The following is an 18,755-nucleotide window of genomic DNA, read 5'->3' as shown; positions in this document are numbered from 1 at the left end:
AACACAGCGACAAAAGTCATGATAGTGATTGCCCGACCCCGGAAACAGCGCCAACGGAATGATCCCGGACTGTTGGAGGTGCGCCTATCACGCACTGTCATGCAGCGCAATATAACGAATATAGTGCGCAGACGTTACGATCCACCAACACGCTGATCGATCATCGAGAGATTCTGCTCCAACTCCGTGCGCAATTTGCTGCCTTCCGGCAACCGCGCCGCCAAAGGTGCCCAGATTTTACGCGCGCCATCCAGTTGGCCCGATTGTGCGAGGGCCAGTCCGTAGAAATAGGGTGCCGCAAAACCTGCCGGATCGATGGCCATGGCCTTTCGGAAAGCAAATTCCGCCGATGGCGAAAGCACACCCTCGCCGTGCGCTACTAATGCGTTACCAAGTCCGAGCCAAAGATTGGGATCCTTTGGATCTTGTCGAACAGCCGCAACCAGCACATTGGCGGCTTCCTGTGTCTTGCCTTGCCGCCCCAATCCGTCGGACAACACCAACCACTGCCCGGCCTTCCCGAATCGCTCGCCCAATGCCCGACGTTGTGAAGCGATCTCTTCATCGAACTCGGCAGGCTCGTCCTTCACGAAGCGAGGGGACCCAGCCAATCCGGGGGAACCCTGCCACGCATAGCCAGCAATGCCGAACAGGACCGCCGCCCCCAGCAGCTCCCAGGTCGGTCGAGGTGCACGCCCCAGCCAGAGCAGCGCCCCCATAGTCAGGATCGCAAGCAGCCCCGCGATTATCCATCCCGTCATGACGATGCCTTCCGCCGTCGGATGCGCCCCCGCATCAACCAAAATCCTAGTGCGAGTAGTATCACCGGCGCGGCCCACAGAGGCCAAAGGATAGGCGACGCGGTCGGTTCGTAGCTCACCCAATCTCCATAGCGCTCTATCAGCCAGGATCGGATGGCTTCAGGATCTTCCCCGGCGGCAATCCTTTCCCGAATCTGGGATCGCATATCCCCCGCCATGCTGGCGTTGCTGTCTGCAATCGACTGGCTTTGGCAGGTCAGGCACCGAATGGTCATCATCAAGTCACGCGCCTTTGCTTCCAACCGCGGATCGTCGAGTTGTCGGTCGGCATAGGGCGCAGGCGGCAGTGCAGACTGCGCCAGTACCGGCGCTGCAAACAGCATCAGGATCAGCGCGATGAGGGTTCTCATCGGCCTGCTTCCTTGAGCTTTTCCAGGATCGTCGGCACGTCTTCGGCACGGATATCGCCGATGTGCTGGTGCACGATTGTCCCTTTGCCGTCGATCACGAAGGTCTCCGGAACGCCCGACGACCCCATCGCAATCTGCAAGCTGCTGCGCGCATCCAGGCCGATACGAGCATAAGGATTGCCCCATCGCCCGAGGAACTGATCGACATCGGCACGCGCATCGCGAATGGCAACGGCATCGATTTCCGCGCCCGCCTGTTTAAGCGCCATTAACTGCGGCGCTTCGGCAGCGCATGGCACGCACCAACTGGCAAAGATGTTGAGAAGGCGCGGCTTGCCCGTTGCCAAATCGGCGCTGGATAAAGCGGGCCTGTCGCTCGCGGCAGCAGGCAAGGTGAAAGCAGGGATCGGCTTTCCGACCATTTTCGACGCGATTACCCTATCGTCAGGCTTCAACAGCCCGCTCGCGAACAACGCGAAAAAGGCCAGAAACAACCCCAGCGGCAACCAGATCGCCCAACGGCTCATGCGGCCGCCACCGCAGAACGACGCCGCAGCTTTTGCAGCCAACCCCGCCGCTCGCGACCAAGCAACGATAACGTGCCGCCCAGAGCGATCATCATCCCACCCAACCAGATGAGCGTTACGAACGGCTTCCACCAGATCCTTACTTGCCACCGGCCATCATCGGCCTCTTGACCCAGAACAACATAGAGCTGGCCATCCCAGCGTGTCAGCAGGGCCGCTTCGGTCGTATTGGTCGGCGGGGCGGTAAAGAACCGTGCTTGCGGATGGATATCGATTGGGCTCCCGCTGCCACGAGACGCGGTCATGTCACCCTGCAACGCCGTCCAATTGTCCCCGGCAATGGGGGTGATGGCATCGAAGCGCACCTTCCATCCGGCCGTTTCGATGACATCCCCTGGACGCGCAGCGACCAGTTTCTCCACCGTGAAAGCAGAGTCCGCAGCCATGCCCGCCAGACTGACGGCACAACCAAGATGCGCGATCACCATGCCGTAGGTGAACAATGGAGTACGGCGCAGATTGCGTTTCCACAGCGGGGCAACACTACCAACAGCAACGCCTGCCGCTATTACCAGCCCCAAGAACGGCAAAACACCGATACGGCCCCATGCCAGCACCGAAACCACTGCAAAAGCCAGCAACAAAACGATGGCTGGCACCAGCAGTCTTCCCGCAACAGCCCGCGCGTGATCTTTCCGCCAGCGAGTCAGCGGCCCTGCCGCCATTGCAATCACCAGTGCCAACGCAGCGGGTCCGGCAATCCGATCGAAATAAGGCGGTCCGACCGATACCTTATGCCCGAAAGCCTCGGTCATCAGCGGATATAGCGTACCGATCAGTACGAGGCCCAGAATGACGGAAAGTAGCAGGTTGTTGACCACCAGCATCGTCTCACGACTGACCAGTTCGAACTGCGCACCTTCGCGCACCGTGCCGATACGCCAACCGAACAGCGCAAGCGCACCCCCGATATACAGGGCCAACAGCCCGAGGATGAATGTCCCACGCTCAGGATCGACCGCGAAGGCATGCACGCTCGTCAGGATGCCGGACCGAACCAGGAAGGTGCCGACCATAGACATCGAGAAGGCCACCACCGCCAGCATGATGGTCCATGCCCGCAGCGCATCGCGCGTCGCCAGCACTGTAACGCTATGCAGCAAAGCCGTTGCGGCCAGCCAAGGCATCAGCGAGGCATTTTCGACTGGATCCCAGAACCACCAGCCGCCCCAGCCGAGTTCATAATAGGCCCAGTAACTCCCCGCCGTAATGCCCAGCGTCAGTAATATCCACGCCGCCAATATCCACGGCCGCATGGCACGCGCAAACACTGCATCGACATTCCGCGTCAACAACGCGCCGACAGCAAAGGAAAATGCCACCGAGAGACCTACATAACCCAGATACAGGGTCGGCGGATGGAACGCCAAACCGGGGTCTTGCAGCAGCGGGTTAAGCCCCTGCCCATCCGGCGGCGCAGGATTGGCGCGGGCAAACGGATTGGAAGAGAACAGCAGAAACGCATAAAAGCCAAGGCTGATCATCGCCTGCGCCCCCAGCGTGGCCATATGCGTATCCCGACGCAAGGCGCGCTCGAACAGCGCCACGCCCATGCCGGCTATGCCCATCACCATGACCCACAACAGCATGGAGCCTTCATGATTGCCCCATGTACCGGCGAACTTGTACAGCCAGGGCTTGGCCGAGTGGCTATTCGTCGCCACCAGCGCGACCGACATATCGGATCGCAGAAACAAGGTAACCAGAAGAGCAAACGACAGGGCCGTAAGCACCCCCTGCGCCACGGCAACCGGGCGCACGCTGGCAAGCAGCTCAGGCTTGTCCGTGGTCAGACCGAACCATACCAGCCCCAGTTGCAAAAAGGCCAGCGCAGCAGCCAGCCACAGAGCCGCAAGTCCTGCCTCTGCGATCATGGCTGTGCAACGGGCGAAGAATTGGCGGTCAACTTACGTGACTTTTCATCATATTTCATGCCTTTGAGTTCCCGAGGCATGTACCGCTCGTCATGCTTGGCAAGCAGGTTGGTTGCCACAAACGTACCTTGTGGGTTGAAAGACCCTTCAGCCACCACGCCGGTACCTTCCTTGAACAAATCCGGCGCGATACCGTTGAATGTCGCAGGGACAACAGCCTTGTTGTCCGTAACATCGAAATTGATCGTCACGCCATCCGGGGCACGCTTGAGGCTGCCCTTCACGACCATCCCGCCTAGCCGGATGGCCTTCCCCGGCTCGATATGCTTCGTCTTGGCATCCTGCGGCGTGTAGAAATAGGCTGCCTCGTCGCGCAAAGCCGATGCAGCCAGCAAGCCCGCGCCGATCAACGCCGCGAGGGCAACCAGCGCAAGGACAAGCCGTTGATGCTTGGCTTTCATGACTACGGCCATTGTTTCAGCGATCCCGTTTCAACGTGTCGGCACGCCGTTCGGCGGCGGTCATCGCACGCCAGCTTGCTATGGACAACCCAAGCGTTCCGACAGCCGTCAATACATAAGCACCGATCACGAAGGGCCAGGGATTCATCCGCGCGCCAGCCTTTGCATACGGGCTTCGACCTTTGTTTCGGCCAGAATGGCGCGCATGCGCATAAGCACGATCGCGGCGAACCAGAGCGAAAAGCCGATGAGCGTAAACGCCAGTGGCCAGAGAATGGAGCCATCGATGGTGGATCCACGCAGGGTGATGCTCGGCCCTTGATGCAGGCTGTTCCACCACACTACGGATCGGTTGATGATCGGGATATTGACCGCGCCGACCAATCCGAAAATTGCCGCAACCCGGCTGACGCCACCGGCGCCATTATTGCCCGCGCTTGCGTTGGCGAGCGCGATATAGCCCAGGTACAGGAAGAACAGCACAAGCATCGATGTCATGCGGCCATCCCATTCCCACCAGGTGCCCCATGTCGGTCGACCCCATATGGATCCCGTAATCAGGCAGATTGCTGTAAACAACGCGCCGGGCGCAGCGACGGCGCGACCGGCGATCGCAGCCAGCGGATGCCGCCAAACAAGTTGCATGATCGCTGCAATCGCAATCCCGCTCCACCCCGCCATGCCGAGCCACGCCGCCGGGACATGGATGTAGAGAATGCGAACGGTCTCACCCTGAAGATAATCGGCGGGTGTCAGAATCAATCCGAATACGCAGCCTGCGATCAACAGGGCCAACCCGATCCAAAAGAGCCAAGGCGTCAACGGCCGAGCGATGGAAAGGAAGCGGGTAGGATTCGCGAATGCGTGCATGTTGCGATGTCTTTAGCCGCGCCTGCAGATCAAGGCCAGTGGGCTTAGAGAACGAGAAAGCAAATTTGATAGACAGTTTCCCTGTCAGGTTAACAAGACACAGCACGGCCACTTTCTGGCGGGTTGGATGACGATTTTTGTTACAGGGAGGCGACAAACCGGACTCGACACCCTATATGCCGCCCCAGCAGATGCCCCGCGGGGGTGTCCACAGCATTGGCAGCGGACCCAATAGCACATGCTTACAACGAACCCTTTCGATGACGACAAGTTGCGGGAGGAATGCGGTATTTTCGGCATTTCCGGCGCAGACACAGCTTCGGCCATCGTTGCCCTTGGTCTCCATGCGCTCCAGCATCGGGGGCAGGAAGCAGCCGGAATCACTAGCTGGGACGGCCATGATTTCCATACCCATCGGGCAATGGGACATGTGGCCGGGAATTTTGACCGCGACGAAGTGATTCGCGCTTTGCCCGGCGATGCGGCCTGCGGTCATGTCCGATATTCGACCACTGGGGAAACCTCGCTCCGCAACGTGCAGCCGCTCTATGCCGAACTGGCGTCGGGTGGGTTCGCCATTGCGCATAACGGCAATATCTCGAACGCGGGCAAGCTGCGCCGCGAACTGGTGCGGCGCGGGTCGATCTTCCAGTCGACATCCGACACCGAAGTGATCATTCATCTGGTCGCGACATCGACCTACCGGACGCTGCTCGACAAGTTCATCGATGCGTTGAAGCAAGTCGAAGGCGCCTACTCCCTGATTTGCATGACGCCGGAAGGCATGATTGCGTGTCGCGATCCACTGGGCATTCGCCCTCTTGTCATGGGCATGATGGGCGAGTCGCCTATCTTCGCATCGGAAACCGTCGCGCTGGATGTCGTGGGCGCAGACTATGTCCGCTCCATCGATCCCGGTGAGCTGGTGATCGTAACCGGCACGGGTGAAGTACGCAGCCATCGCCCCTTCGGTGAAGTATCTCCCCGCCCCTGCATCTTCGAGCATGTCTATTTCTCCCGTCCCGACTCCATTGTGGACGGCAACAGCGTCTATTCGGTACGCAAGGCCATCGGCGCGCAGCTTGCTGTCGAGAACCCGGTCGATGCCGATTATGTCATTCCTGTTCCCGACAGCGGTGTGCCTGCGGCCATCGGATACGCGCAGCAATCGGGCATACCGTTCGAACTGGGGATCATCCGGTCGCACTATGTCGGGCGGACGTTCATCCAGCCGAGCGACAAGGTACGCCATCTGGGTGTGAAGCTGAAGCATAACGCCAATCGCGCGTTGATCGCAGGCAAGCGGATCGTGCTGATCGACGACTCCATTGTGCGCGGCACGACCTCACTCAAGATCGTCCAGATGATGCGCGAAGCCGGTGCCGCCGAAGTGCATATGCGGATCGCCAGCCCTCCAACCAAGCATAGCTGCTATTATGGTGTCGACACGCCGGAACGTACCAAGCTGCTCGCCCACAAGCTGGACGTGCCGGGGATGCAGGATTTCATCCACGCCGACAGCCTTTCGTTCCTGTCGATAGACGGTCTGTACAAGGCGCTGGGCGAAGCAAAGCGCGCTGATATTCGCCCGCAATATTGCGACGCATGTTTCACCGGGGATTATCCTACGAAACTCACCGATCAAGATGAGGCGGTTGTTCGCGATCAGTTCGAGCTTTTGGCAGAACGGGTGGTTTGACCCTTTTTTAATACTGCCCGCCTTTCAGATGGGCACTTAGGCAAGAGCTTTGCAAACGGACATGGAAATGACTTCTCTCCCCCTCGCCGGCAAGCTCGCGCTCGTCACCGGAGCAAGCCGCGGCATTGGCGCCGCCACTGCCGAAGCTTTGGGTAAAGCCGGGGCGCATGTCGTGCTGACGGCGCGCACCACTGGCGGATTGGAAGAGGTCGAGGATCGTATTCATCAGGCGGGCGGAAGCGCGACTATCGCCCCGCTCGACCTGACCGATGGCGATAGCATCGGACGCCTTGCGTCAGCGATTGCCGGCCGATGGAAGGCGCTGGACTATCTCGTTCTCAACGCCGCGACTTTGGGCAGTCTGGCTGCCGTTCAGTCAATCGATCCCAAGGAATTTGCCAAACTGCTGACTCTGAACGTCGGCGCACAACAGGCGCTGATCGCGGCATTCGACGCAATGCTTCGGGCCAGTAGCGACGCGCGCGTTTTGGCAATCACCAGTTCCGTGGGAACGGTCGCCCGCCCTTATTGGGGCGCTTATGGGGCTTCGAAGGCGGCGGTCGAGGTGCTCGTGACGGCTTATGGTGCGGAAGTGAAGAACATTTCCAATATTCGGACGCATATCGTCGATCCTGGCGCGACCCGCACTGCCATGCGCGCGCGCGCCTATCCCGGGGAAGACCCCGCGACGCTTAAAGGCCCGGAAACCGTGGCCGACGCCATATTGGCGCTCGTACAGGAAGACGCCCCGACCGGGCATCGTATTCGGGTGGGATAAGCTGAAGCTGGCTTGATCTAGTCGGTCTGACGGCGGTCGCCGCTGCGGCGTTCGTCTTGACGACGCTCCGGTCCAGCATAGCGGGGATCCGCGCCCTGCCTGCGATCCGCTATTCGGCGATCTTCCACGCGCCGCTCTGTATTTGTCTCTCGATCCACGGTTCGTCCTCTCTCGTTAGTCGGCTATCATTCAACTCCTCGCCAAATACCGGCGGATTCAGCACAATTATTTCGAGATACGAGAATTATCTTAAAAAAATGCGAAGGTGGAATATGCGGCCGTCCTCGCGAGAGGTCGCGGTCTGCCGTCATCCGCTGCGCAGCAATCCCACCGCCGCATCCCGCTCGAACAGATAAAGGCACGCGCGCGCCGCTTGCCCGCGAGCAGAATCCAGACCGCCATCCCTCTCGATCAACAGGCGGGCATCATCCCGCGCCGAGTCTATCAGGTCGGCCAGATGCTCCGGTGTTGCCAATCGCAATTGCGCCTCACCGGATTGCCGCGTGCCCAGCAACTCACCTGCCCCGCGTAACCGCAAATCTTCTTCCGCAATCCGAAAGCCGTCGTTCGTTTCCCGCATCAGTGCCAGCCGAGCCCGCGATGTCTCGGACAAGGCATTGCCGCGCAGCAGAAGACATATGGATGCCTTGTCCCCCCGTCCCACGCGACCGCGCAACTGATGTAACTGGGCCAGACCGAAGCGATCAGCCCCTTCGATGATCATCAGCGTCGCATTTGGGACGTCGACGCCGACTTCGATCACGGTCGTCGCAACCAGCACTTTGGTAAGGTTGCGGGAAAAGCCGTCCATCACCGCGTCTTTTTCCGGCCCCTTCATACGACCGTGGACCAATGCGACCGCATCGCCAAACCGCATCCGAAGCGTCTCGGCCCGCACTTCCGCTGCCGTCTGATCGCTAAGTTCACTTTCCTCGACCAGCGGACATACCCAATAGGCTTGCCCGCCAGCCGCGATATGCCGCCCCAGCGCCTCGATCACTTCGTCCACCCGCTCGGCCGACAGCACGCGCGTTTCGATAGGCTGGCGACCCGGCGGCATCTCATCCAGCCGCGAAACGTCCATCTCGCCGTAATAGGTGAGCGTCAGCGTGCGCGGGATCGGCGTAGCGGTCATCACCAGCAAATGCGGTGTCCGCTCGGCTTTCGCCGCCAGCATCATGCGCTGCGCAACACCGAAACGATGCTGCTCGTCGATCACCGCCAGTGCCAGTGCCTTATACTGCACAGCCTCCTGAAAAATGGCATGGGTGCCGACCAATATGTCGATGCTCCCATCCGCCAATCCCATCAGCGTCGATTCCCGCGCGCGACCCTTTTCACGCCCGGTCAGGATCGCAATCGTCACGGGCAAGCCGATAAGCATCTTCTGCAATGTCGCGAAATGCTGCCGCGCCAATATCTCGGTGGGCGCGAGCATCGCCCCCTGCTTCCCCGCCTCGACCGCATTGAGCAACGCCATCAGCGCCACCAGCGTCTTGCCCGACCCCACATCCCCCTGCAGCAGCCGGAGCATCGGCGTCGCCTGCGCCATATCCCCTTCGATCTCGCCGATGCTCCGCCGTTGCGCACCTGTCGGCGCAAAGGGCAGCATCAACGCATCGCGCAAATGTCCGTCACCATGGATCGGCACGCCCCGCCGCCTGCGAGACGACGCGCGCACCAGCATCAGCGCCAGTTGCCCCGCGAATATCTCATCATAGGCCAGCCGCTCCCGCGCCTTTGCCGCATCAGGCGCGCGATGCACATCGCTCAACGCTACGCGCCAGCCCGGCCACGCCCGCTGCGCCAGCAGGCTCGGCTCGATCCATTCCGAAAGGTCCGGCGCGCGATCCAGCGCTTGCCCAACGAAATCGCGCATCCGGTTGTTCGACAGCCCTTCGGACAAGCGATAGACCGGCTCGCGTTCCGGCAGCGTCCCGGCTTCCTCCAGCGGCAGCACATGGTCTGGATGGACCATCTGCAATTCCTGCCCGTACAGTTCCAGCTTGCCAGACACGAATTTCGGCTCACCCAGCGGCAGCATCTTGCGGGGCCAGCCGCTATTCTTGCCGAAGTAAATCAGCGAGACGTAGTTCCCCCGACTATCCGTCGCATGTACGCGGAACGGCGCACGCATTCCGCCCCCTGCCTTGTAGTCCACCGGGGTCAGGACCGTCCCCACGATCCGCCCGGATTGGCTCATATCCAGCTCATCGACGATAAGCCGATCGACCCAAGCCACCGGCAAATGGAACGCGACATCGACCGCACGCGCCAGCCCCAGCCGTTCGAGCGGACGGGCGAGCGCAGCGCCAATGCCTTTCAATGCCGAGATTTCGGCAAACAGCGGATTGAGAATATCGGGTCGCATGACTATCTGCGGTCCACTATCGCAGCGGAGGGGGTTGATGCAAACACCCCGTCCGCTATTCGCATTTGTGCCACCGCCGTTTTATCGGAAATAGTATCGCCATGCATGAAGACCCCCGCCTGCGCCGTCTGAGTTTCCGTGCATCGCATCGCGGCACCAAGGAAGCCGATTTGATGATCGGCGGTTTCTTCGACACCTATGGCGCAACCTGGACCGAGGAACAGCTCGTCTGGTTCGAAGCGCTGCTGGAGGAGCAGGATGTCGATATCATGGCATGGGCGCTTGGCACCCAGCCAATCCCGCCGCAGTATCAAAGCCCGATGATGGATGCGATGCGCAAGCTTGATTTCGTACCCATCGCCAAGTGAGACCTTTCCCCACATTGTGACCGACCTTCAGAAAATCCTCCGTGCCAAATCGCCGCTGACGCTTTCCGGCGTGCCGGCGGGGTTCCAGCCATGGCTGCTGGCCGACATGGCCCGCGCCGCATCGACCCGTGCCGTCTTCATCGCGCCGGACGAACAACTGATGCAGGCCGTGGCGGACACCGCGCATTATTTCGCGCCGGAGCTGGAGATCATTCGCATCCCGGCGTGGGATTGCCTGCCCTACGACCGTGCATCGCCGTCGCTGCGGACGGCATCGGAACGGCTCGCGGGGCTACACGCCCTGCAAGCCAAGCCAAAGGCCGCGCAGCTTGTCCTCACGACGATCAATGCCGTCACGCAACGCACGCTGACGCCGTTCCGCGTGCGTCAGTTGGTCGCACGCCTCGCGCCGGGCGAGCGGATCGCGATATCGAAGCTTGCCGAATTGCTTCAATCCAACGGCTATGTCCGCACCGACACCGTGCATGACGCAGGCGAATTTGCGATCCGGGGCGGCATCGTCGATCTGTATCCCGGCGGCGAAGCCCAGCCCCTGCGGCTCGACTTCTTCGGCGATGAGATAGAAACGCTCCGCCGGTTCGATCCGGGCGATCAGCGGACGACCGGGCCGGTGGAGGGCTTCACCCTCCTCCCCGCCTCCGAAACCTTGCTGGACGAAGACACGATCAAGCGCTTTCGCGGTCGCTATCGCGAAACCTTCGGCGCGACTGCAACCGGCGATCCGCTCTATCAGGCGGTGAGCGACGGGCGGCGTCTGGCGGGCATGGAACATTGGCTGCCGCTGTTCGAGGAACGGCTGGTGCCGATGTTCGAGCATTTGGGCGACGACGCAGTCTTCATACAGGATCACGGCGTCACCGCCGCCGCCGAATCGCGGCTGGAGGCGATCCGCGATTACCACGCCAATCGCATCGAAGCGCGATCGAGCGATCCCGGCTCCTATCGCCCCCTCGACCCGGCACAGCTTTACCTCAAAGCCGACGAGTGGACGCAGGCCATTACCGATCGTGCGATCCATATCACCAGCCCCTTCCACGAGCCGGAAAGCGCTAGCGTCGTAGACTTCGGCGTCGATGGCCCCCGCGATTTCGCACCCGAACGCGCGCAGAACGCGAATGTCTACGAAGCGGTCGGCAAGCACGTCGCCAAGCTGGGCAAGAACCGCAAGGTCGTGATCGCCAGCTATTCGGTCGGCGCGCGCGAACGGCTGTCGGGCCTGCTGGCCGATCATGGCGTCAAGCGCATCGCGATGGCCGACGGTTGGCAGGAAGCGCTGGGACTGGCCGCAACCGGCACGGTGGCCCTGACAGTCCTGCCGCTCGACCACGGCTTTGCGGCACCCGATGTCGCGGTACTGACCGAACAGGACATGCTCGGCGACCGTCTCGTACGGCGGGCCAAGCGCAAGAAGAGCGCCGACGCCTTCCTCTCCGAACTGGCAACGCTGACACCCGGCGATCTGGTGGTTCATGCCGATCACGGCATTGGGCGCTATGACGGCCTGACGTCGATCCCAGTCGGCAATGCCCCGCACGATTGCGTGGCCTTGGGCTATGCGGGCGGCGACAAGCTGTATGTGCCCGTCGAAAATCTCGACGTCCTCTCGCGCTATGGGTCGGAGACAGACGGCGTACCGCTCGACCGCCTCGGTGGCGAAGCATGGCAGCGGCGCAAGGCGAAGATGCGCGAGCGCATCCGGGAGATTGCAGGCGAACTGCTCAAGACGGCAGCGGCCCGCGCGCTGCGCCCTGCCGACATCGCCGAACCCGATGCTGCGGGATACCCCGCATTCGTCGACCGCTTCCCCTATCAGGAAACCGACGATCAGGACAAAGCCATCGCCGATGTGCTCGCCGATCTTGCGGCGGGAACGCCTATGGATCGCCTCGTCTGCGGCGATGTGGGTTTCGGGAAGACCGAAGTCGCCTTGCGCGCCGCATTCGTCGCCGCCATGGCAGGAATGCAGGTCGCACTGATCGGTCCGACGACCTTGCTTGCCCGCCAACATTACAACAATTTCGAGGAACGCTTCCGTGGCTTCCCGCTGAAAGTCGGACGGCTCTCGCGCCTCGTCCCCGCCGCCGAAGCGAAAGCGACCAAGGCTGCGCTGGCCGACGGAACAATGGATATCGTCGTCGGCACCCATGCGCTGCTGACCAAGGGGCTGGAGTTCAAGCGGCTAGGCCTCGTCATAGTCGATGAGGAACAGCGCTTCGGCGTCGTCCACAAGGAACGGCTGAAGCAGCTAAAGGCCGACGTGCATGTGCTGACACTCACGGCCACGCCAATCCCCCGCACATTGCAGATGGCGATGTCCGGCCTGCGTGAATTGTCGGTCATCCAGACCCCGCCGGTCGACCGCCTTGCCGTCCGCACCTACATCATGCCGTGGGACGGCGTGGTGATCCGCGAGGCGTTGCTGCGGGAGCATTATCGCGGCGGGCAGAGCTTCTTCGTGGTCCCGCGCATCTCCGACCTGACCGAAATCGAAGAATTTCTCCGCGAGGAAGTGCCCGAAGTCCGCGCCGTCGTCGCGCATGGCCAAATGGCACCAACCGAAGTCGAAGAGCGCATGTCGGCCTTCTACGACAAGCGTTACGACGTCCTCCTCTCGACCACCATCGTAGAAAGCGGCCTCGATATCCCGAGCGCCAACACACTCATCATCCATCGCGCCGACCGTTTCGGGCTGGCGCAGCTTTATCAGTTGCGTGGCCGCGTCGGGCGCTCGAAGACGCGCGCCTATGCCTATATGACGACGCCCGCCGACCGGATCATCACCGAAACCGCCGAAAAGCGGCTCAAGGTCTTGTCCGACCTCGACACGCTCGGCGCAGGGTTCCAGTTGGCCAGCCACGATCTCGACATTCGCGGCGCAGGCAATCTCGTAGGCGATGAACAGTCCGGGCATATCCGTGAAGTCGGCTTCGAACTTTATCAGTCGATGCTGGAGGAAGCGATCCTCGATGCCAAGGCAGGCGGCATCGCCGCAGAAAAGGCGCGCGACAGCTTCTCGCCGCAGATCACCATCGACGCGCCGATCATGATCCCGGAAGACTATGTGCCGGATCTCGATCTGCGTATGGGGCTGTATCGCCGCATCAACGAACTGGAAGACCGCAACGGTATCGAAGCCTTTGCCGCCGAACTGATCGACCGTTTCGGCAAGCTACCCGCGCCAACGCAAAACCTGCTCAAGCTCATCGAGATCAAGCAGAATTGCGTGAAAGCCAACATCGCGAAGATGGATGTCGGCGGTAAAGGCGCGCTGGTCAGCTTCCATGGTGACAGCTTCCCCAATCTCACCGGGCTGCTGGCTTATGTGCAGCGGCTGGACGGAACCGCAAAACTACGCCCAGACAGCAAATTGGTCATCACGCGCACATGGGCTGATCCGGCAGCGCGGCTTAACGCAGCGGTGCAACTTTCCAAAGGGCTGGCGAAGGTCGCAGGATAAGTGTGAACAGCCAAAAGCCGGAAACCCTGCAGAGCTTCCGGCTTGTAACTTAGACCTCAATATAGGCTATTCAGCAATCAGGTCGTAACTGGACGAAATCCGCGACGCTGGCTCATGCTGGTCTTGCCGAAATCATAGGTCACCGACTGACGACGGTCCGTCTGTGTTTGCGCGGTGACGACTTCGGCCGGAGCAGCGTTAGCGATAGGCGCTTGCTGCTGACGAAGCAGGAAATGCGCCCGGCGCAGACGGTTCTTCCGCGTAAGGAACGGGTTCTCCCGACTGGGCGCCGCCGCTGCCATCGATTCCAGCGAACCATGCTCCGCGCTGTTTGTACGGACCGGCGATCCGCCCATAGTTGGCGTAAGTGCCAAAGTGGGCTGTCGTTCAGGTACGTAAGCCACCTGATCATCGGCTTGCGCAAGCGGCTGTGTCGATATCATGGGATCGCTTAGCATAGCCGTGTCATCCTTACGACGGCGGCGACGCATCGCCATTAGGCCTACGCCTGCGACCAGTACAAGCGCACCACCTGCGAGCCCCCATTCCAGACCGTCACCGGTTTCTGCCGACGCCGACGTTACGGGTGCAGAGTCTACGGGTGCGGTATCCTGAACAGGCTCAGCCGATACGATAGATGCTGGGGCAGGTGCCTCAACCGGCGTCGCTTCAATCGGAACGGGAGCAACCGATTGCGGCGCTGCCACGGCCCGCGACGCTGCTGGCGCTGCACGTGCAGGCGTTGGACGCTCAGCGCGGGGCTGTGGCGCTTCAGGCGCCGCTTCCGCAATCACAGGTGCAGGCGTTGACTGAACCACCGGAGCGGGTGCGGCCATAACCGGCGCAGGAGCGGCGGTTGGCGCAACTGCTGGCGGCGCTGCCACAACGGGCGGCGGCGCTGTCTGCGTCACTGTAACGGGCGGCGGACCAGCGGGAGCCAATTCCTGCGCCAGCAAGCTGGTTGGAGCAAATGCGAGAACAGCGGCAATCGCGGCCCTCGCCGGGCGAACGGTAGGTTGTTTCATCATAGCAACCAACCAACGCTGCATAGTCAGATTTAGTCGTACTGCACCGCAGCAATCGCGGCAGGACGTTCCGGCGCGAGGGCGAAATGTCTACATTGCACCGTCGTTCACCTGACGTTTATGTGCGACAGGTGTTCCCGACTTGGAGTTTGCCTATGACCGATCCCGGGGTGCCTCCCTCCGTTCTTGGGGCGATATTAGCGGGTGGCCGCGCCCAGCGTTTCGGATCTGACAAGGCGGAAGCGTCTCTGCATGGGCAAACCCTGCTGTCGCATGTTGTTGCGGCGCTCGAATCACAAACGGCATGTGTCGTCATATGCGGACGGGAATGGGCGCAAGGAATCGCCCTACCCGACCGGCCGGATCGGGATATGGGTCCGCTGGGGGGATTGAACGCTGCCTTGCACTACGCGCAGCATAACGGTTTCGATGCCGTCGTGACGGCAGGCTGCGACACACCATTGCTGCCAACCAACCTTGTCGCACAGCTTGGCGCCCTGCCAGGCGCGGCCATTGTCGCGAACATCCCCATCATCGGCTATTGGCCAGTCGCCTTGGCAAATCGCCTAGACGCGCACTTGGCCGCTGGCGGCAATCGTTCGGTCATGCGCTGGGCCGATGTTGTCGGTGCACGGCGGATTGCTCTGGATAGCGTCATACCCAACATCAATACGCCGGACGATCTGGACCGCGTTATTCGCTCGCGAGATGCCGGGCAATCATAGCGCAGACTATCAACTGTATCTGATGAAACAGCATCAGCGGCAGGATCAACAGGCCGACTTGTGACGCGGGAAACAGCGCGCCCGCCATTGGCACACCCGACGCCAGACTTTTCTTCGATCCGCAGAATAACAGTACGATCCGGTCCTCGCGCGACAGACCCAGTGTCCGCCCCGCCCGCCAGCTAAGCACCAGCACCACGCCGAGCAAAAGGATGCAGATGCCCATGATCGCGAATATGGTGAGCAGCGAAAGACGCTGCCACAATCCCTCTACCACAGCAGCGCTGAAAGCCGTGTAGACGATGAGCAGGATCGCACCGCGATCCACACGCCCGACCATCGTTTTATGTCGCGCCACAAACGCGCCCACCAGCGGTCTGGATAAATGACCGACGACAAAGGGAAGCAACAGATGGAGGGCAATGGTCTGCGCCGAAGCCCAGATATCCCCCTGCCCCGCCGCAGAAAGATGCATCAGAACGCCGACAAGAAGGGGCGTCAATATGATGCCTACAATGTTGGAAATGGATGCCGCGCAGACTGCACCCGCCACATTGCCGCCAGCGATCGACGTGAATGCAATCGACGATTGCACGGTCGAGGGCAATAAGGTCATAAACAATATGCCGCTTGCCAGCATAGGGTCGCCAAGTTGCGTAAGGTTCATCGCTTGCGACAAGCCGAACCCGAACAGCGGGAACAGCGCAAAAGTAATCGCCAGCGTTGCAGTCTGCAGCCGCCAGTTTGCGGCCCCTGCGATGATCGCTTCGCGCGACAGCTTGGCTCCGTGAAGAAAGAACAGCAGGATAATCCCGGCGTCCGCTATGCCATCGGCGATCCGTGCAGCCTCTCCCTGCACCGGAAAAACGGATGCGAGCGCCACCATCGCCAGCAATAGCAGGACAAACGGATCGAGCAGGGATTTAAGGGCTTTCAACGGTCGACCTTTGTCGGTCGGCCATGCGTTTCTTCCATCGCCAGCGCAGCGGCATCTATCCGGCGCAGCGTCGCGACGAACAGCGCCATGTCTTCCGGGTCGAACTCTGCGAACAACGCCTTTTCCAGCGCCTGCGCGCGTGGCGCCACCTCCGCATAAAGCGATTGCCCAGCGTCTGTGAGCACCAACATATGCGAGCGCTTGTCTGCAGGGTTGGGTTTGCGGTCGAGCAAGCCCCTTTCGGCAAGCGCGATGGCGGCACGACTGACCGTCACTTTGTCCATCCGCGTTCGCGCACTGATCTGCTGCTGGGTTACACCATCATGTTCGGCAACGACCGCGATCATCCGCCATTCGGGTATCTTGAGTCCGAACAGCGCGTCATAGCTGTGCGCCACGACATCGCTGACCAGATTGGATGTATAAGACAACCGGTACGGAAGGAAATTATCGAGCGTCAGCGCAGTAGGCATGGCGCATTCCTAACAGTAGTCGCGATTGGAGCAAGTGCGGAAAACGTAAAGTTGAACACGCCTGACGTTAGGGCATCCTGATGTGCACACCGCACCGCTTGAATCATTGCCGATACCGTTGTTGTCTTGGCTTCGATCCTGTGTTTTGAGGGACCGGATACATACCAAGGAGTGGCCGTTTTGACCTACATCGCCCCCACGACCGAGCAAAAATTCGTCCTAAAGCACATCGCCGGTATCGAAGCGCTGGCGGAACACCCGCGCTATGCCGCAGCCGATGCCGATATGGTCGATGCCATCGTAGAGGGGATCGCTCAATTCGCTGAATCCGAATATGCGCCGCTGGCGAAGATCGGCGACACCGTAGGCGCGCAGTGGCAGGATGGCGTAGTGACCATGCCAGCGGGCTTTCGCGGAGCCTATCAGGCCTTCGTGGCCAATGGGTGGGGCACCATCGACGGTCCGACAGCGTTTGGTGGACAGGGTCTGCCTTTTGCGTTGACCACCGTGGTCATGGAAGATCTGGGCAGCGCCAACATGGGCTTCTCGCTCATCAACATGCTGTCGATGGGCGCCATCGAAGCGCTCGACCATCACGGCACGCCGGAACAGCAAGCTTTATGGCTGCCACGGATCATTACGGGCGAATGGCCTGCCACGATGAACCTGACCGAGCCGCAAGCTGGGTCCGATGTTGGGGCGCTGCGCACGAGCGCAACCCCGGTCGGCGATGGCACTTATCGGATCAAGGGTCAGAAGATTTATATAACCTTCGGTGAGCATGACCTTTCCGACAATATCGTCCACCTTGTGCTCGCACGAACACCCGGCGCGCCCGCAGGGACAAAGGGCATATCGCTCTTTCTCGTACCGAAATTCAGGCTGGATGCCGACGGGAAGCCGGGCGCCACAAATGACGTACGCTGCGTTTCCATCGAGCATAAGCTGGGCATCCACGCTTCGCCAACATGCGTTCTGTCCTTCGGCGACAATGACGATTGCATAGGCGAACTGGTCGGCCCGGAAATGGGCGGAATGCGCGGCATGTTTACGATGATGAACAACGCGCGGCTGAATGTCGGCAGCCAGGGTGTGCAGATCGGCGAAGCCGCGACGCAGATGGCGCTGACTTATGCTCGCGACCGCATCCAGACGCCCCGTGCCGACGGTAGTTCGGGTGGATCGCCCGTCCCGATCATCGAGCATCCGGATGTGCGTCGGATGCTTCTGCGTATGATGGCGCAGACTCAGGCGGCGCGAGCCTTGATCTACTACGCGGCCGGACAGGTCGACCTTGCCCGCACGGGAGACCCCGCGGCGAAAACCCGGCTCGATCTCGTCACGCCGTTGGCCAAGGCCCATGGCACGGACATCGGCTGCGAGGTGTCGTCACTGGGCATACAGGTGCACGGCGGCATGGGCTTCATCGAAGAAACCGGGGCGGCGCGATATTATCGCGATGCGCGGATCGCACCGATATACGAAGGCACGAACGGCATCCAGGCCGCCGATCTGGTTGGCCGCAAGCTGAGCGGCGATGGCGGCACCGGGCTGCGCAGCTTGCTTGCCGATATACGGGCGGAATCAAAGGATGGCGTACTGCTATCGCTCGTCGATGCGGTGGAAGGCGTAGCGTCATGGATGCTGGCCGATGCGTCGGTCAACGACCGACTGGCGGGCAGCTATCCTTTCCTGACCATGCTCTCGACGGCAACCTGCGGCTGGCTGATGGAGCGGCAGGGACGAATGGCTGCCGAAATGCTGGCGTCGGGCGAAGGCGATCCGGCTTTTCTAAAAGCCAAACAAACGACCGCCGCCTATTATCTTGGCCATGTCGTACCCGAAGCGCTTGGGTTGCGAGCGGCGGCAGTGGCCGGAGCAGACTTGCTCTACACGGCCAATTTCGGCTGATGGATCAGAGGCTGAGGTTCCCCGACA

The 18,755-nt window shown here is 61.0% G+C and carries 17 protein-coding genes; 6 read left to right on the top strand and 11 right to left on the bottom strand.

Annotated elements, in window-relative coordinates:
- Window positions 1–134: 134 nt before the first annotated feature.
- From QMG56_RS10825 to ccmC, 7 genes are read right to left on the bottom strand one after another with little or no spacing between them, the layout of a single operon-like run.
- On the bottom strand, window positions 135–761 hold the full coding sequence (locus QMG56_RS10825; RefSeq protein WP_281822557.1) for a tetratricopeptide repeat protein: 627 nt from the start codon (window positions 759–761) through the stop codon (window positions 135–137).
- Window positions 758–1,171 carry a cytochrome c-type biogenesis protein gene (locus QMG56_RS10820; RefSeq protein ID WP_230187399.1) on the bottom strand — a complete coding sequence of 138 codons (414 nt, stop codon included), beginning with the start codon at window positions 1,169–1,171 and terminating at the stop codon, window positions 758–760. Before QMG56_RS10820 ends, QMG56_RS10825 begins: the two co-directional genes overlap by 4 nt.
- Window positions 1,168–1,698, bottom strand: a complete 531-nt coding sequence (locus QMG56_RS10815) for a DsbE family thiol:disulfide interchange protein (RefSeq protein ID WP_230187398.1) — start codon at window positions 1,696–1,698, stop codon at window positions 1,168–1,170. The genes QMG56_RS10820 and QMG56_RS10815 overlap by 4 nt, the downstream gene beginning before the upstream one ends.
- Complete coding sequence (locus QMG56_RS10810; RefSeq protein ID WP_281822556.1) at window positions 1,695–3,632, bottom strand: heme lyase CcmF/NrfE family subunit; 1,938 nt, start codon at window positions 3,630–3,632, stop codon at window positions 1,695–1,697. Before QMG56_RS10810 ends, QMG56_RS10815 begins: the two co-directional genes overlap by 4 nt.
- Entirely contained in the window at window positions 3,629–4,093 is a 465-nt protein-coding gene (gene ccmE / locus QMG56_RS10805) for a cytochrome c maturation protein CcmE (RefSeq protein WP_281822676.1), read from the bottom strand. The genes QMG56_RS10810 and ccmE overlap by 4 nt, the downstream gene beginning before the upstream one ends.
- Before the next feature lie 16 nt (window positions 4,094–4,109).
- Complete coding sequence (locus QMG56_RS10800; protein ID WP_281822555.1) at window positions 4,110–4,241, bottom strand: hypothetical protein; 132 nt, start codon at window positions 4,239–4,241, stop codon at window positions 4,110–4,112.
- A complete protein-coding gene (gene ccmC / locus QMG56_RS10795; protein WP_230187396.1) occupies window positions 4,238–4,963 on the bottom strand; it encodes a heme ABC transporter permease CcmC in 726 nt (241 codons plus the stop codon). Before ccmC ends, QMG56_RS10800 begins: the two co-directional genes overlap by 4 nt.
- Window positions 4,964–5,201: 238 nt before the next feature.
- On the opposite strand from ccmC, the gene purF reads away from it, so the two are divergent.
- Both purF and QMG56_RS10785 read left to right on the top strand, forming a co-directional pair.
- A complete protein-coding gene (purF, locus tag QMG56_RS10790; RefSeq protein WP_230187395.1) occupies window positions 5,202–6,662 on the top strand; it encodes an amidophosphoribosyltransferase in 1,461 nt (486 codons plus the stop codon).
- A 67-nt stretch (window positions 6,663–6,729) separates the two neighbouring features.
- The gene (locus tag QMG56_RS10785) at window positions 6,730–7,440 is read left to right on the top strand and encodes an SDR family NAD(P)-dependent oxidoreductase (RefSeq protein ID WP_281822554.1); all 711 of its coding nucleotides are present in this window, start codon (window positions 6,730–6,732) and stop codon (window positions 7,438–7,440) included.
- Window positions 7,441–7,747: 307 nt separating this feature from the next.
- Here the strand turns inward: QMG56_RS10785 and recG are convergent, their stop codons facing one another.
- The gene (gene recG, locus QMG56_RS10780) at window positions 7,748–9,811 is read right to left on the bottom strand and encodes an ATP-dependent DNA helicase RecG (protein ID WP_281822553.1); all 2,064 of its coding nucleotides are present in this window, start codon (window positions 9,809–9,811) and stop codon (window positions 7,748–7,750) included.
- Window positions 9,812–9,912: 101 nt separating this feature from the next.
- On the opposite strand from recG, the gene QMG56_RS10775 reads away from it, so the two are divergent.
- The gene (locus QMG56_RS10775) at window positions 9,913–10,179 is read left to right on the top strand and encodes a succinate dehydrogenase assembly factor 2 (protein ID WP_281822552.1); all 267 of its coding nucleotides are present in this window, start codon (window positions 9,913–9,915) and stop codon (window positions 10,177–10,179) included.
- Window positions 10,180–10,195: 16 nt separating this feature from the next.
- Entirely contained in the window at window positions 10,196–13,657 is a 3,462-nt protein-coding gene (mfd, locus tag QMG56_RS10770) for a transcription-repair coupling factor (RefSeq protein ID WP_281822550.1), read from the top strand.
- A 77-nt stretch (window positions 13,658–13,734) separates the two neighbouring features.
- Here mfd and QMG56_RS10765 read toward each other — a convergent pair whose 3' ends face one another.
- Window positions 13,735–14,685, bottom strand: coding sequence for an LPXTG cell wall anchor domain-containing protein (locus QMG56_RS10765; RefSeq protein ID WP_281822549.1), 951 nt, complete (start codon window positions 14,683–14,685; stop codon window positions 13,735–13,737).
- Between the two features lie 152 nt (window positions 14,686–14,837).
- On the opposite strand from QMG56_RS10765, the gene QMG56_RS10760 reads away from it, so the two are divergent.
- Window positions 14,838–15,407: a molybdenum cofactor guanylyltransferase gene (locus QMG56_RS10760; RefSeq protein ID WP_281822547.1), complete on the top strand. Its 570-nt coding sequence runs from the start codon at window positions 14,838–14,840 to the stop codon at window positions 15,405–15,407.
- Here the strand turns inward: QMG56_RS10760 and QMG56_RS10755 are convergent.
- A complete protein-coding gene (locus QMG56_RS10755) occupies window positions 15,376–16,344 on the bottom strand; it encodes a bile acid:sodium symporter family protein (RefSeq protein ID WP_230187388.1) in 969 nt (322 codons plus the stop codon). The two genes, QMG56_RS10760 and QMG56_RS10755, sit on opposite strands and share 32 nt — an antisense overlap.
- The gene (locus QMG56_RS10750; protein ID WP_230187387.1) at window positions 16,341–16,817 is read right to left on the bottom strand and encodes a MarR family winged helix-turn-helix transcriptional regulator; all 477 of its coding nucleotides are present in this window, start codon (window positions 16,815–16,817) and stop codon (window positions 16,341–16,343) included. The genes QMG56_RS10755 and QMG56_RS10750 overlap by 4 nt, the downstream gene beginning before the upstream one ends.
- A 180-nt stretch (window positions 16,818–16,997) precedes the next feature.
- Here QMG56_RS10750 and QMG56_RS10745 point away from each other — a divergent pair, with 180 nt between their 5' ends.
- Window positions 16,998–18,728 carry an acyl-CoA dehydrogenase gene (locus QMG56_RS10745; protein WP_281822546.1) on the top strand — a complete coding sequence of 577 codons (1,731 nt, stop codon included), beginning with the start codon at window positions 16,998–17,000 and terminating at the stop codon, window positions 18,726–18,728.
- The last annotated feature ends 27 nt before the right edge of the window (window positions 18,729–18,755 follow it).

This window comes from Sphingobium sp. BS19, assembly GCF_027925545.1.
In the GTDB taxonomy this organism is placed as follows: Bacteria; Pseudomonadota; Alphaproteobacteria; order Sphingomonadales; family Sphingomonadaceae; genus Sphingobium.
This window is presented reverse-complemented; position numbering and strand designations above follow the sequence as displayed.

Bases quoted from the DNA above. Each gene is read 5' to 3' on its own strand.
- recG (WP_281822553.1), bottom strand. From the start codon at position 9,811: ATGCGACCCGATATTCTCAATCCGCTGTTTGCCGAAATCTCGGCATTG.
- QMG56_RS10760 (WP_281822547.1), top strand. From the start codon at position 14,838: ATGACCGATCCCGGGGTGCCTCCCTCCGTTCTTGGGGCGATATTAGCG.
- QMG56_RS10765 (WP_281822549.1), bottom strand. From the start codon at position 14,685: ATGATGAAACAACCTACCGTTCGCCCGGCGAGGGCCGCGATTGCCGCT.
- QMG56_RS10815 (WP_230187398.1), bottom strand. From the start codon at position 1,698: ATGAGCCGTTGGGCGATCTGGTTGCCGCTGGGGTTGTTTCTGGCCTTT.
- ccmE (WP_281822676.1), bottom strand. From the start codon at position 4,093: ATGAAAGCCAAGCATCAACGGCTTGTCCTTGCGCTGGTTGCCCTCGCG.
- ccmC (WP_230187396.1), bottom strand. From the start codon at position 4,963: ATGCACGCATTCGCGAATCCTACCCGCTTCCTTTCCATCGCTCGGCCG.
- QMG56_RS10810 (WP_281822556.1), bottom strand. From the start codon at position 3,632: ATGATCGCAGAGGCAGGACTTGCGGCTCTGTGGCTGGCTGCTGCGCTG.
- QMG56_RS10825 (WP_281822557.1), bottom strand. From the start codon at position 761: ATGACGGGATGGATAATCGCGGGGCTGCTTGCGATCCTGACTATGGGG.
- QMG56_RS10800 (WP_281822555.1), bottom strand. From the start codon at position 4,241: ATGAATCCCTGGCCCTTCGTGATCGGTGCTTATGTATTGACGGCTGTC.
- QMG56_RS10775 (WP_281822552.1), top strand. From the start codon at position 9,913: ATGCATGAAGACCCCCGCCTGCGCCGTCTGAGTTTCCGTGCATCGCAT.
- purF (WP_230187395.1), top strand. From the start codon at position 5,202: ATGCTTACAACGAACCCTTTCGATGACGACAAGTTGCGGGAGGAATGC.
- QMG56_RS10820 (WP_230187399.1), bottom strand. From the start codon at position 1,171: ATGAGAACCCTCATCGCGCTGATCCTGATGCTGTTTGCAGCGCCGGTA.
- QMG56_RS10750 (WP_230187387.1), bottom strand. From the start codon at position 16,817: ATGCCTACTGCGCTGACGCTCGATAATTTCCTTCCGTACCGGTTGTCT.
- QMG56_RS10785 (WP_281822554.1), top strand. From the start codon at position 6,730: ATGACTTCTCTCCCCCTCGCCGGCAAGCTCGCGCTCGTCACCGGAGCA.